Annotated in this window: 13 protein-coding genes and 1 riboswitch; of the genes, 7 read left to right on the top strand and 6 right to left on the bottom strand. The window is 67.2% G+C overall.

The genetic code is table 11. The annotated features are described in order from the left end of the window. Positions 1-97: 97 nt before the first annotated feature. Complete coding sequence (bioD, locus tag NR101_RS08810) at positions 98-784, bottom strand: dethiobiotin synthase (protein ID WP_256775181.1); 687 nt, start codon at positions 782-784, stop codon at positions 98-100. 74 nt (positions 785-858) lie between these two features. Between bioD and NR101_RS08805 the strand changes: the two genes are divergently transcribed. Together NR101_RS08805 and NR101_RS08800 are read left to right on the top strand one after the other, a co-directional pair. After that, entirely contained in the window at positions 859-1,341 is a 483-nt protein-coding gene (locus NR101_RS08805) for a GAF domain-containing protein (RefSeq protein ID WP_256775169.1), read from the top strand. After that, positions 1,338-1,712 (top strand): TfoX/Sxy family protein, encoded by a 375-nt coding sequence (locus NR101_RS08800; RefSeq protein WP_256775168.1) that lies wholly within the window; start codon positions 1,338-1,340, stop codon positions 1,710-1,712. Before NR101_RS08805 ends, NR101_RS08800 begins: the two co-directional genes overlap by 4 nt. On the opposite strand, the gene NR101_RS08795 is transcribed toward NR101_RS08800, so the two are convergent. Beyond that, positions 1,713-2,291, bottom strand: a complete 579-nt coding sequence (locus NR101_RS08795) for a histidine phosphatase family protein (protein ID WP_256775167.1) — start codon at positions 2,289-2,291, stop codon at positions 1,713-1,715. A gap of 152 nt (positions 2,292-2,443) precedes the next feature. Beyond that, a riboswitch (cobalamin riboswitch) is annotated at positions 2,444-2,676 on the top strand. A 120-nt stretch (positions 2,677-2,796) separates the two neighbouring features. On the opposite strand from NR101_RS08795, the gene btuB reads away from it, so the two are divergent. Next, complete coding sequence (btuB, locus tag NR101_RS08790; protein WP_256775166.1) at positions 2,797-4,638, top strand: TonB-dependent vitamin B12 receptor; 1,842 nt, start codon at positions 2,797-2,799, stop codon at positions 4,636-4,638. A 242-nt stretch (positions 4,639-4,880) separates the two neighbouring features. On the opposite strand, the gene gph is transcribed toward btuB, so the two are convergent. Both gph and NR101_RS08780 read right to left on the bottom strand, forming a co-directional pair. After that, entirely contained in the window at positions 4,881-5,531 is a 651-nt protein-coding gene (gph, locus tag NR101_RS08785) for a phosphoglycolate phosphatase (protein WP_256775180.1), read from the bottom strand. A gap of 191 nt (positions 5,532-5,722) precedes the next feature. Continuing rightward, a complete protein-coding gene (locus NR101_RS08780; RefSeq protein ID WP_256775165.1) occupies positions 5,723-6,625 on the bottom strand; it encodes a LysR family transcriptional regulator in 903 nt (300 codons plus the stop codon). Positions 6,626-6,722: 97 nt separating this feature from the next. On the opposite strand from NR101_RS08780, the gene NR101_RS08775 reads away from it, so the two are divergent. Both NR101_RS08775 and NR101_RS08770 read left to right on the top strand, forming a co-directional pair. Then, positions 6,723-7,361 (top strand): NAD(P)H-binding protein, encoded by a 639-nt coding sequence (locus tag NR101_RS08775; RefSeq protein WP_256775164.1) that lies wholly within the window; start codon positions 6,723-6,725, stop codon positions 7,359-7,361. Positions 7,362-7,495: 134 nt separating this feature from the next. Further along, positions 7,496-8,410 carry an MBL fold metallo-hydrolase gene (locus tag NR101_RS08770; protein ID WP_256775163.1) on the top strand — a complete coding sequence of 305 codons (915 nt, stop codon included), beginning with the start codon at positions 7,496-7,498 and terminating at the stop codon, positions 8,408-8,410. A 104-nt stretch (positions 8,411-8,514) separates the two neighbouring features. Here NR101_RS08770 and NR101_RS08765 read toward each other — a convergent pair whose 3' ends face one another. Beyond that, positions 8,515-8,883, bottom strand: coding sequence for a hypothetical protein (locus NR101_RS08765; RefSeq protein ID WP_256775162.1), 369 nt, complete (start codon positions 8,881-8,883; stop codon positions 8,515-8,517). 168 nt (positions 8,884-9,051) lie between these two features. Next, on the bottom strand, positions 9,052-10,134 hold the full coding sequence (gene dinB, locus NR101_RS08760) for a DNA polymerase IV (protein ID WP_256775161.1): 1,083 nt from the start codon (positions 10,132-10,134) through the stop codon (positions 9,052-9,054). A gap of 243 nt (positions 10,135-10,377) precedes the next feature. Here dinB and fabA point away from each other — a divergent pair, with 243 nt between their 5' ends. Together fabA and fabB are read left to right on the top strand one after the other, a co-directional pair. Further along, positions 10,378-10,893 (top strand): 3-hydroxyacyl-[acyl-carrier-protein] dehydratase FabA, encoded by a 516-nt coding sequence (gene fabA, locus NR101_RS08755; RefSeq protein WP_038690696.1) that lies wholly within the window; start codon positions 10,378-10,380, stop codon positions 10,891-10,893. Next, a complete protein-coding gene (gene fabB, locus NR101_RS08750; protein WP_256775160.1) occupies positions 10,893-12,101 on the top strand; it encodes a beta-ketoacyl-ACP synthase I in 1,209 nt (402 codons plus the stop codon). The genes fabA and fabB overlap by 1 nt, the downstream gene beginning before the upstream one ends. Positions 12,102-12,970 lie beyond the last annotated feature (869 nt).

Here is a 12,970-nt window from a genome sequence, read left to right as displayed (position 1 = left end):
CGGTGGGGCCATCCACCCATGGGGTGGCTCTGCCCGATTGGGACCGTGCCTCGGTAGAGCCACCCCATGGGTGGCTGCTTCGCCGCGCTCGGAAGCCCTACGCCTCCTGCAGGCGCAGGCAATCCGCCAACCCGGCCGGTTCGGCCCCCGGTGCGTACGGCAACCGCCCCAGGCACGGCATCGGCAGCCGCGTATGCAACAGGGCCATGTTGTCGTCGATGCGCGCCATCTGCGGGTCGACCTCATTGCCGATCCAGCCGATGCAGGTCGCTCCGCTGGCTGCGATCGCCGCCGCGGTCAGCCGCGCGTGGTTGAGGCAGCCCAACCGTAGCCCGACCACCATCACCACCGGCAGGCGCAGGGCATGCACCAGGTCGGCCTGGTCGAGGCTGCCCGACAGCGGCGCCAGCCAGCCGCCCACGCCTTCGACCACCACCGTATCGGCCTGGGCACGCAGGCGCGCGAACGCGGCTTCTATCGGTCCCAGCGCCAGGCTCACGCCGGCGTCGGCGGCGGCCAGCTCGGGCGCCAGTGGCAGCGGCAGCGCATACGGGTTGAGGTCGGCGTAGGCCGGCTGCGGGTCGCTGGCGGCCAGCAGCGCAGTGGCATCTTCGTTGCGCAGGCCCTCGGCCGTCCATTGGCAACCACTGGCGACCGGCTTCATGCCCACCGCGCGGCCCCCGCGCTGGCGCAGGGCGTGCAGCAGAACGCAGCTGCTGAAGGTCTTGCCGATGCCGGTATCGGTGCCGGTGACGTACAGGGCGGGGAGCGGTGGGGCAGTCATCGGCGCGGTGGTCGGGAAGGAGCGGTGCATTATCGACGGTCCCGGGGCGGGCTGCTGCTTGCTAGACTCGGCCCATGTTCGAGAACTCCACGCTTACCGGCAGCAAGCCGGAACAGTACGGCCAGCTGCTGGCCCAGGCCCGTGCGCTGGTGCACGGCGAGCGCGACCGGATCGCCAATGCCGCCAACCTGTCGGCGCTGGTGTACCACGCGCTGCCGCACCTGAACTGGGTCGGTTTCTATTTCTACGATGGCACCGAGCTGGTGGTCGGCCCGTTCCAGGGCCTGCCGGCCTGCGTGCGCATCCCGCTGCACAAGGGCGTCTGCGGTGCGGCCGCCAGCCAGCGGGTGACCCAGCGGATCGAGGACGTGGACGCCTTCCCGGGCCACATCGCCTGCGATTCGGCCTCGCGCTCGGAACTGGTGGTGCCGCTGGTCCACGGCGATACGTTGATCGGCGTGTTCGACCTGGACAGCCCGTCGCTGGCGCGCTTCGATGCCGAGGATCAGGCCGGCCTGGAAGCGATCGCCGCGGTATTCGTCGAGGCGCTGGGATGAGCGTCAAGCTGCGCAACATCGGCCCCAAAAGCGCGGCCTGGCTGCGCCAGGTCGGTCTGCGCACGCCCGAGGAGCTGACCGCGGTCGGCGCGGTGGGCGCCTTCGTGAAGGTCCGCCGTGCCGGCTTCAAGCCCAGCCTCAACCTGCTCTATTCGCTGGAAGGCGCGCTGCAGGACTGCCACTGGCAGGAACTGCCCGAAGCGCGCCGCATCGAACTGGTCGCCGAGTACGACGCGATCATCGCCGACAAGCCGCTGAAGAAGGCCCCACCCGCCTCCGGCCCGGTGTACGACCGCACCGCCGAGCGCCGCGATGACGACGACGCCGGTGATGCGCCGCCGTTCGACCGTGAGGACGAACCGGCGCAGTGATCAGACCTGCTGGAGTTCCAGCAGTTCGCCCCATAGCCGCCCGTCCTCGCGTTCCACGCGCAACTGCAGCCGCGTACCGTGGTCGATACGCAGCGCCCAGCACATCGCCATCGGCAGCCCGCACACCTGCGACAGCACCATCCGCAACGGGCCACCATGGCTGACGATCAGCGTCGCCGGCGGATCGGGCTCATCGAGCAGCCGATGCAGGCCGCGCCCGATGCGGCGTTCGAAGTGCCCCCAGCTTTCGCCCTGCGGCGGTGGATTGGCATGCGGGTCCAGGTGGAAGGCGGACAGTTCCTGCATCGGCAGGTCGTGCAGCGCCTGCCCGTCCCAGGTGCCGAAATCCAGCTCTTCCCACTCTTCGTCGGCGATCACCTCCAGTCCGCGCGGCAATGCCAGTGCATCGGCGCTGGCCAGCGCACGCTGGCGCGGTGAACTGAGCACACGCGCCCAGCTCAGCGTCGCATAGCGTGCGCACAACGCATCGGTGCTGCCGTCTTCCAGCGGTGGATCGGTGCGACCGTCCAGGTGGCCATCGCGGCCGGTGCTGGCGTGGCGGATCAGGTCGAGGATCATGCCGCGCCCCGTCTGCTGCCCGCTGCGGCCGGCCGGTTCGGGTCACGGGCGTCGGTGCCGGGGTGCTGCAACCACAGTAGGGTCATGGAGATCACATCGAAAAAGCGAGGCGCATTCTAACCGGTGCGCTCCGCCGGCCCGGCCGATGGCTTAGACTGCGCCCACTTTCAGGTGACCTGGGGCTGCGATGCCGCCAGGTTGAAACGGGAAGCCGGTGACGCGTCAGGCCCTGTGCCTGGCCGCCACTCCGGCGCTGCCCCCGCAACGGTAAGCGTGGAAACACCAGGCAATACGCCACTGTGCCCCGGCATGGGAAGGCGCCTGGCACGATGGCACCGCCATCGCCATGCGAGCCCGGAGACCGGCCTGGAAGACGACTGGTTGCGATGCGGCGGGCATGGCGGCGGCAAGCGGTGCCGTGTGCCCGCTCTCCGTCGAGTGACTCCTGCAGCGCGATCATCCCCACCCTTTGCCGCGCGGGCGTGCGCGGTGCATGGAGTCATCGATGAAGCTGCAGATCCGCGTTCTTTCCCTGGCCGTGTTGTCGGCCCTGCCCCTGCTGGCGTCCGCCCAGGACGAGGCCACCGCACTGGACCAGGTGCTGGTCACCGCCACCCGCACCCCCATCGCCCTGCAGGACAGCATCTCGCCGGCCCAGGTGATCGACCGCGCCGAGATCGAGCGCAGTCAGGCACCGTCGCTGCAGGACCTGCTGCGCGGCCGCGCCGGCATCAACCTCACCAACAACGGTGGCCTCGGCAAGCAGAGCTCGCTGTTCCTGCGCGGCACCAATTCCGCCCACACCCTGGTGCTGGTGGATGGCGTGCGCATCAACACCGGCGACCTGGGCCTGGCAATGATCCAGGACCTGCCGCTGGCGCAGATCGAACGCATTGAAATCGTGCGCGGTCCGCAGTCCAGCCTGTACGGCGCCGATGCGATTGGCGGCGTGATCCAGATTTTCACCCGCCGCAACGTCGGCACCTTCGCCCCGCACCTGCAGGTGGGTGGCGGCAGCAACGGCCTGCGCGAGGCCAGCGGCGGCTTCGGCGGCAGCGGCGAGCGCGGCTGGTTCGGCACCGACATCGCCTACCAGCACACCGACGGTATCAATTCCTGCCGCGGCGATGCGGCCACCTTCGCCGGCTGCGGCGCCGACGAACCCGACCGTGACGGCTACCGCAACCTGTCCATGAGCCTGCGTGGCGGCTACACGCTGACCGATGCGCTGAGCGTGGAAGGCACCGCGCTGCGCGCCAAGGGCGAGAACCACTACGACGGCTACTACAACTATTCAGAGACGCTGCAGCAGGTGCTCGGCGGCAAGGTCCGCTACAGCCCAAGCGAGCGCTTCAACCTGACCGTCAATGTCGGCCGCGCCGACAACGAGTCGGACAACTACAACGGCAGCACCTGGCTGGGCGCGGCGCAGACCCATCGCGACAGCGCATCGGTGCAGACCGACATCGGCCTGGCCGAGGGCCAGTTGCTCAGCGCCGGCGTGGACTGGAGCCAGGACAACCTGGATGGCAGCAGCGCCGGTTACCTGGTCGACAGCCGCGACAACACCGGTGTATTCCTTCAGTACCAGGGCCGCTTCGGCGCGCACCACCTGCAGGCCAGCGTACGCAACGACGACAACGAACAGTTCGGCAACCACACCACCGGCAGCCTCGGCTGGGGCATGGAACTGGGTGGCGGCTTCCGCCTCAATGCCAACTACGGCACCGCCTTCAAGGCCCCGACCTTCAGCGATCTCTACGACCCGTGGAGCGGCGTGCCCGGCCTGGATCCGGAAAAATCCAAGAGCGCCAACCTCGGCATCGCCCAGCAGGGCGACAGCTGGCGCTGGGGCCTGGATGTGTACGAAACCCGCATCGACGACCTGATCACCTACGACGCCACCACCTTCATGATGTCGCAGGTGGAAAAGGCGCGTATCCGTGGCGCGGAACTGACCGGCGCGATCGCGTGGGCCGGGTTTGACTTCAACGCACAGCTCAGCCACACCGATCCGCGTAACCGCACCGATGGCAGCGCGCAGTTCGACAACTGGCTGGCGCGCCGCGCGCAGAACACCGCACGTCTGGACATCGACCGCAGCTTCGGCGGCTTCCGCGCCGGCATCACCGCCAACGGTGCCGGCAAGCGGTACGACAACGCCGCCAACACGGTGCGGCTGGCCGGTTACGGCACGGTCGATCTGCGCCTGGAATACGCGCTGAGCCGCGACTGGTCGGTGCTGGGCCGGGTGAGCAACGTGTTCGACCGCGATTACGAAACCGTGGCCTGGTACAACCAGCCCGGCCGCGAATACCGCCTGAGCGTGCGTTACCAGCCGAGGTAAGCACCCGTCAGGTAGTGCCGAGCCATGCTCGGCAGCCCCTGATGCCGAGCCATGCTCGGCAGCCCCTGATGCCGAGCCATGCTCGGCAGCCTTTGCAACCGTCGCGCCACCCAAGGCGCGACGAACTCCCCCTCACCCGCCACCCAAGACAGCGGGCCAGCCGCCTTCGAACAGCAAAACATGCCAACCATGGGCCGTCACACAGCCCCACGCTCACCCCGTGGACCAATGCTCCACCAACGTTACAGCGCCAGCAGTTCCCGCAGATCATCCATCACTGCCACGGCCTCGACGGTGTCCAGGTCGAGTCCACGCGGATAGCCGTAGCGGACCAGCGCCACCGGCATGCGTGCATCCACCGCCGCGCGGTAATCGGTGATCGAATCGCCCACCATCAACGCCGCGTCCGGCGCGATGCCGAAGTGCGCGGCAATATGCCGCAGTGGCGCGCCACTGGGCTTGCGCTCAGGCAGCGAATCACCGCCGAGCACCAGCGCGAAAACATCCTGCAGCCCGAAATGCTGCAGCAGGGGCGCCACCAGGGCCGAGGGCTTGTTCGTGCAGATGGCCATGGGAACCTCGCGCGCGCGCAGACCCTGCAACGCCGCTTCCACACCGTCGAACAGACGCGGGCTACGCAGCAGACAGGCCTCGTAGTGACGCATGAAACCGGGCATCACCGCATCCAGATCCACGTTACTGCCTGCCGCAGTGAACGCCTGTTCCACCAGCCGGCGCACCCCATCGCCGATCCAGGTCAACACCGTCGCCTCCGGCACGCGCGGCAACTGCCAGTCCTGCAGCGTGCGGTTCAACGCCTCGGCAATATCGGCCGCGCTGTCCACCAGCGTGCCATCCAGATCAAACACCACCAACGGATACGGATACGACAAGGCAATGCTCACTTCCACAGCAGGGAAGCGCCATTGTACGTAGGTGCGTGTGTGAGGCCGATGCACGCCCCGGTAGAGCCGACCGTTGGTCGGCTGCACGCGCCCGCTGCGGTTGCGGTTGCATGGCGCGCTGATGCGCGGTTGCCGGTTCAAGTGCAGCCGACCAACGGTCGGCTCTACCGGGGCTGCGTTTACAGCTGCGCCAGGAACGTCGGACTGGCAAAGCGCTCCACCAGGAAATCCAGGAAGCTGCGCATGATCGTCGGCAGCTGCCGGCGCGACGCGTAGACCGCATGGATGCCCAGGCCTTCCACGTCGTACTGGGGCAGCACTTCAACAAGTTCGCCACTGCGCAGCAGCGGGGCAATCTGGTAGGTCGGCAGCATCGCGATGCCTGCACCGGCACGCACCGCTTCGAGCAGCAGCGAGGCTTCGTTGGCGCTGATGTTGCCGCCTACCGCTACGGCGATCGCACGTCCGTCGCGCTGCAGATGCCAGACGCTTTTGCCAACGTAGTGGTGGGTCAGGCAGTTGTGCCCGGCCAGTTCGTCGGCGGTGGTCGGCGTGCCCCGCTCGGCCAGGTACGACGGCGCTGCGCACAGCACGGAACGACAGGGCGCCAACCAGCGCGCGATCAGCGCCGGATCGATCGCGCGCGAAATGCGCACGGCGATATCCACGCGTTCTTCGACCAGGTTGACCACCCGGTCCACCAGCAGCAGTTCGACCCGGGTCAGTGGATGGCGCTTGACGAAATCGGCCACCGCCGCCGCCAGGTGGATCTGCCCGAACGACACGCTGGCGGTGACCCGGATCAACCCGTGCGGTTCGGGATTGTCGGTGGCCAGCTCGCCGTGCAGCTCGTCGCCGATCGCCAGCATCTGCCGGAACCGCAGCAGCGCGGCCTCGCCCGGCGCGGTCAGGCTGATCCGGCGCGTGGTCCGGTGCAGCAACCGCGCGCCCAGCCAGCGCTCCACCTCGGCCAGGTAGCGGGTGACCATGGCACGCGACATCTCCAGCGCCTCGGCAGCGGCGGTGAGGCTGCCGCGCTCGACCACCTCCACGAACACGTTCATGGCTGTCATACGGTCCATCTGATCGATCCATGCAACAAATTAGACCGTTATACGCGGTTTTTCGGACGATTTAGGGCGCATACGCTGGCCTTCCTTCCTCAACGGATCCGCCCCCATGAAGATTGCCCTCGTTGGTGCCACCGGCAGCATCGGTCGTGAAATCGCCCGTCAGGCCCTCGCCCGCGGCCATCAGGTCACTGCCATCGTGCGCCGTGAAAACGACCTGCCGACCGAACTGGACGGCGCCCAGCTCGCCGTCGCCGCGCTGGACGATACCGACGCCCTGGCCGCCGTGATCGCCGGCCACGACGTGCTGGCCAGCGCCTTCGGCCCGCGCCCGGGCGATGCCCCCGGCACGGTGACCAGCGTCTCTGCGGAGCTGGTCAAGGCCGCGCGCCAGGCCGGCGTGCCGCGCTTCATCATGGTCGGCGGCGCCGGCAGCCTGGAAGTGGCCCCCGGCGTGCAGCTGGTGGATACCGAGGGCTTCCCGGACGCCTACAAGCCGGTCGCCCTGGCCGCGCGCGAAACGCTCAAGCAGCTGCAGGCCGTCGATGACCTCGACTGGACGTTCTATTCCCCCGCCGCCGAAATCGGCCCGGGTCCGCAGCGCGGCGGCTTCCGCACCCAGGCGAAGAACTTCCTGGTGGCCGCCGACGGCCACAGCCGGATCAGCTATGCCGACTACGCCGATGCGTTCGTCAGTGAGATCGAGACGCCGCAGTACGTGCGGCAGATTGCGACGGTCGCGTATTGAAGCAGCCGCCGGCCCTTGGTTGGCACGGACAGAACAGCCGAGCATGGCTCGGCTCTACCGCAACAGCCGAGCATGGCTCGGCTCTACCGGGCCCCGGCGTGATGCCGGGGCCGCACCGCACAGGAATTAGTGAAATGCCGAACTTCCCGCGCACCACCTTGGCGCTTGCGCTGGCCATCGGCACGGCGCTTGGCGTGACTGCACCCGCCGCCAGCCAGGCCGCCCCTGCCGCCGTCCAGGCGCATGCACTGCACGTGCAGCCCTACCATCCCGGTAACGAGGCGCTGTTCTCGGTGGCCTCCAACCTGATCACCGGCCAGCACGACGCCGTGCTGATCGACGCCCAGTTCGCTGCCTCCGACGCCGCCCAACTGGTCCAGCGCATCCGCGCCTCCGGCAAGCGCCTGACCACCATCTACATCAGCCACGGCGACCCGGACTTCTATTTCGGCCTGGCCACCCTGCAGGACGCCTTCCCCGACGCCCGCATCGTCGCTACCGCGCAGACCGTCGCCCACATCGCCGCCACCCAGGTTGGGAAACTCGCCTACTGGGGACCGCAGATGGGCGCTGACAAACCCGCACGCATCGTCATCCCGCAGGTCCTGGACGGCAACACCCTCACCCTCGAAGGCCAGCCACTGCGGATCATCGGCCTCGACGGCCCGACCCCGGACCGCACGGTCGTCTGGATACCCGCCCTGCGCACCGTCCTCGGCGGCATTCCCATAGTCGCCGGCGAACATGTCTGGATGGCCGACACCCAGAGCGCGCAGTCGCATGCCGATTGGCTCACCACCCTGGCCACCATCAAGGCCCTCAAACCCACCCGCGTCATCCCCGGCCACTACGCCAGCGGCGCGACACTGGACAGCAGCGCCATCGATTTCACCGCCGCCTACCTCCGCGCCTTCGACGAAGAAACCGCACGCAGCCGCAACGCCGATGCGTTGATTGCCGCGATGAAAAAACGCTACCCCACCCTGCAGGGCGTCAGTTCGTTGGAGGTGAGTGCCAAGGTCGCCAAGGGTGAAATGCAGTGGCCGTAACGGTGCATTGAGGTGGTGCAGAAACCCCGCGTTGGTCGTGGGTCATGCCATCACCGGATGTTGAAACACGGCCAGCGGTCGATCGGGATGCGACCCTACCGTGGTCATGCACTGTCGTCGTGGTGACGCGGGATGTTGTTCGTTTGCCATGCCACCACCGGATGTTGAAACACAGCCAGCAGTCGATCGGGATGCGACCCTATCGCGGTCATGAAATGTCGTAGTGGTGACGCGGGATGTTGTTCGTGGGTCATGCCACCACCGGATGTTGAAACACGGTCGTTGGTCGATTGGGATACGAACCGATTGCGAAGCAAAATGCCAGCAATGAGGCATCGCATCATTCGCAGGTCATGCCCCCACCAGATGATGAAGCTCGGTCGGCGGTCGATCCGGATCCAACCCCGCCGTGAAGCAAAATGCCGCGCCGCAAAACAGAGTAATGCTCCTTGCAGTTGCAGTGGCAGTTGCACTTCCCCTGCCCACCGACACGGTATCGAAGGGTGGCGTGGGTGGGGCTGCGGGACCGTCGTGCGCCATGGATGGCGCACGCGAGCCTCCAGGGATGGCTTCACGGCGTGTCCCGCAGACCCACCCACGCCGCCCAAACAGTCGGCACAAGGACACGACGGCTTCTGAGCTCAATAATCATCCAGATGATCAAACAGCCCCGGCTGGCTCACCGCCTCGCGCTCCCGGAATCCCCCCAGTCCCACCCCCACCAACCGATACCGCGTCTCCGCCGGCAGATCCACCCGCGCCCGCAACGCCAGCGCGATATCCCGCAACTCCTCCATCGACTCCGGCGGCGACTCCGGCGTAAAACTGCGCGTGATGATCCGGAACTGCGACGTCTTCAACTTCAGCACCACCGTATGCCCCACCCGCTCGGTCTTACGCGTCGCGTGCCACGTCTTCCCCGCCAGCTCAATGATCGCCGCCTCAAGCGCCTCCAACGGCAGATCCTCGGCGAACGTATCCTCCGACGAAATCGACTGCACCGGCTGGTCCGGCTCCACCGCACGCTCATCGATCCCCCGCGCGCGACTGTACAACCGCGCACCGAATGTCCCGAAGCGGCTCTCCAGCACCTCCAGCGGCAGCGCGCGCAGATCGCCCACCGTCGCGATCCCCAACTCCGCCAGCTTGCCCGCCATCACCTTGCCCACCCCCGGCACCCGGTTCACCGGCAACGGCGTCAAAAACCGCTCCACCCGATGCGGCGGCACCACGAACTGACCGTCCGGCTTGCGCCAGTCCGACGCGATCTTCGCCAGGAACTTGTTCGGCGCGATCCCCGCCGACGCCGTCAACTGCGTCTCCTCGCGGATCTGCGCACGGATTATCTCGGCAATCTCGGTGGCCACCGTCATCCCGCCCTTGTGCACCGTCACATCCAGGTAGGCCTCATCCAGCGACAGCGGCTCCACCAGATCCGTGTGCCGCAGGAAAATCTCCCGCACCTGCCGCGACACCGCCTTGTAACGCACGAAATCCGGCGGCACGAACACCGCATCCGGACACAACCGCTCCGCACGCAGCGCCGGCATCGCCGAGCGGATCCCGAACACCCGCGCCTCGTACGATGCCGCGCATACCACCGAGCGCGCGCCCTTCCACGCCACCACCACCGGCCGCCCGCGCAGCGACGGATCGTCGCGCTGCTCCACCGACGCGTAAAACGCGTCCATGTCCACATGAATGATTTTGCGCAGAACCGACACGGCGGGAAGACTCGGACCTGGAAGCGGATTGCTAGATGAACAAGATTACAGCCACACGCCTGAGTATGGTCTTTTCATAACAACAACATGCGGTTTTCAAGCTGAAAACACTACGCCAGCGTACGGTTAAAACGTTTGATTGAATCGCTTTTCCTCTGCACTCTTGCGCACTTGTATCCCAGCAACATAGCCGACCCACGGCCGGCTTTACCCGATGGCAACTTCTCCAGGATTGCGCTTTCCATGACTCGTCTCCACGCGTTCTCGCGCGAACAACTGCTGGCCAGCGCCCGCGGTGAACTGTTCGGCCCGGGCAGCGGTCGCCTGCCCAACGATCCGATGCTGATGTTCGATCGCATCACCGACATCCGCGACGACGGCGGCCCACACGGCAAGGGACTGGTGCGCGCCGAACTGGATATCCGCCCGGACCTGTGGTTCTTCGGCTGCCATTTCATCGGCGACCCGGTCATGCCCGGCTGCCTCGGCCTGGATGCCATGTGGCAGCTCACCGGTTTTTACCTCACCTGGCTCGGCGCCCCCGGCCGCGGCCGCGCCCTGGGCTGCGGTGAAGTGAAGTTCACCGGACAGGTGCTGCCCGAAGCGAAGCTGGTGAGCTATGAAATCGACATCACCCGCGTCATCAACCGCAAGCTGGTGATGGCCCAGGCCGACGCCCGCATGCTGGTGGACGGCCGTGAAATCTATTCCGCCAAAGACCTCCGCGTAGGTCTGTTCACCTCCACCGAGAACTTCTGATGCGTCGCGTCGTCATTACCGGAATGGGCATCACCTCGTGCCTGGGCAACGATCTGGACACCGTGTCCGCCGCACTGCGTGAAGGCCGTCCCGGCATCCGCAACCTGCCTGACCATGCCGAAGCCGGCCTGCGCAGCCACGTCGGCGGCAACATCGAACTGGACCTGGACGCGCAGATCGACCGCAAGCTCAAACGCTTCATGAGCGATGCCTCGGCCTATGCCTACATCGCCATGCGCGATGCGATCGCCGATGCCGGTCTGGACGCGGCGCAGGTCGCCAACCCGCGCACCGGCCTGATCGCCGGCTCGGGCGGCGGTTCCAGCCAGTGGCAGGTCGAATCGGCCGACATCCTGCGCGCGCGTGGCGTGCGCAAGGTCGGCCCGTACATGGTCCCGCGCACGATGTGCTCCACGGTGTCGGCGTGCCTGGCCACCGCGTTCCAGATCAAGGGCCTGAGCTACTCGCTGTCCGCGGCCTGCGCGACCTCCGCCCATTGCATCGGCGCGGCCGCCGACCTGATCCGCCACGGCGCCCAGGACGTGATGTTCGCCGGTGGTGGTGAAGACCTGCACTGGTCGATGAGTGTGATGTTCGACGCCATGGGCGCGCTGTCCACCCGCTTCAACGAGACCCCTGCCTCGGCCTCGCGCCCGTACGACAAGGACCGCGATGGCTTCGTCATCGCCGGTGGTGGCGGCATGCTGGTGCTGGAAGATTACGACCACGCCGTGGCCCGTGGCGCACGCATCTACGCCGAGCTGGTCGGCTACGGTGTCACCTCCGATGGCGCCGACATGGTGGCCCCGTCCGGTGAAGGCGCGGTGCGCTGCATGAACATGGCGATGGCCAACCTGTCCGGCCCGATCGACTACCTCAACACGCACGGCACCTCGACCCCGCTGGGCGATGTCACCGAGCTGAAGGCGGTGCGCGAAGTGTTCGGCGAAGCGATCCCGCCGCTGTCCTCGACCAAGGCGCTTTCCGGCCATTCGCTGGGTGCGGCAAGCGTGCACGAAGCGATCTACTGCCTGCTGATGATGCGCGACGGTTTCATCGCCGGCTCGGCCAACATCGGCGAGCTCGATCCGCTGGTGGAGGGCTTCCCGATCGTGCGCCAGAGCCAGGATGCGCAGTTGAACACGGTGATGTCCAACAGCTTCGGTTTCGGCGGCACCAACGCGGCGCTGGTCTTCGGCCGGGTGTGATGCGCGATTGATGCAGTGATGAAAAAGCCCGGCCACTGCGCCGGGCTTTTTGCCTTGGGTCCGGCGGTCGTGCTTCGGGCAGGAAAGGCAGCCGAGCATGGCTCGGCTCTACCGAAACGTTCCGCTGCAGGCCACATGACCGGATGCCGTGCGGGCAATTCCGCACCACGCGTGGACGGATCACGCGCCGGCAATCCCGCACCACGTGTGGACGGATCGCGCGCCGGTAATCCCGCACCACGCGTGGACGGATCGCGCGCCGGTAATCCCGCATCACGCGTGGACCGATCACGCGCCGGCAATCCCGCATCACGCGTGGACCGATCACGCGCTGGTAATCCCGCATCACGCGTGGACCGGTAGTGCCGAGCCATGCTCGGCAACCGCGCGCAGCGCGGCACACGCATCCGAGGCCACCATCCATCAACCCGCCATCGGCGTTGCCGGCGCAGCTTCTGCCCGTCGCGCTCGGTCCGGCGGTCATGATCCCGGCAGGAACAGCAGCCGAGCATGGCTCGGCTCTACCGATGCGTGATCAGGCCACCTGACCTGATCGCGCGCCGGCCGCACCACGCGTGACCGGATCGCGCGCCGGTAATCCCGCATCACGCGTGACCGGTAGTGCCGAGCCATGCTCGGCAACCGCGCGCAGCGCGGCCTACGCATCCGAAGCCAAGATCCGTCAAACCGCCACCCGGCGTTGCCGGCGTAGCTTCTGCCCGTCGCGCTCGGTCTGGCGGTCATGATCCCGGCAGGAACAGCAGCCGAGCATGGCTCGGCTCTACCGATGCGTGATCAGGCCACCTGACCTGATCGCGCGCCGGCCGCACCACGCGTGACCGGATCGCGCGCCGGTAATCCCGCATCAC

This window comes from Stenotrophomonas sp. Ste86, assembly GCF_024519465.1.
Classification (GTDB): domain Bacteria; phylum Pseudomonadota; class Gammaproteobacteria; order Xanthomonadales; family Xanthomonadaceae; genus Stenotrophomonas.
This window is presented reverse-complemented; position numbering and strand designations above follow the sequence as displayed.

Coding starts and splice junctions, on each gene's coding strand:
- fabA (WP_038690696.1), top strand. CDS start 10,378: ATGACTCGTCTCCACGCGTTCTCGCGCGAACAACTGCTGGCCAGCGCC.
- NR101_RS08800 (WP_256775168.1), top strand. CDS start 1,338: ATGAGCGTCAAGCTGCGCAACATCGGCCCCAAAAGCGCGGCCTGGCTG.
- fabB (WP_256775160.1), top strand. CDS start 10,893: ATGCGTCGCGTCGTCATTACCGGAATGGGCATCACCTCGTGCCTGGGC.
- NR101_RS08775 (WP_256775164.1), top strand. CDS start 6,723: ATGAAGATTGCCCTCGTTGGTGCCACCGGCAGCATCGGTCGTGAAATC.
- NR101_RS08780 (WP_256775165.1), bottom strand. CDS start 6,625: ATGGACCGTATGACAGCCATGAACGTGTTCGTGGAGGTGGTCGAGCGC.
- bioD (WP_256775181.1), bottom strand. CDS start 784: ATGACTGCCCCACCGCTCCCCGCCCTGTACGTCACCGGCACCGATACC.
- NR101_RS08795 (WP_256775167.1), bottom strand. CDS start 2,291: ATGATCCTCGACCTGATCCGCCACGCCAGCACCGGCCGCGATGGCCAC.
- btuB (WP_256775166.1), top strand. CDS start 2,797: ATGAAGCTGCAGATCCGCGTTCTTTCCCTGGCCGTGTTGTCGGCCCTG.
- NR101_RS08805 (WP_256775169.1), top strand. CDS start 859: ATGTTCGAGAACTCCACGCTTACCGGCAGCAAGCCGGAACAGTACGGC.
- NR101_RS08770 (WP_256775163.1), top strand. CDS start 7,496: ATGCCGAACTTCCCGCGCACCACCTTGGCGCTTGCGCTGGCCATCGGC.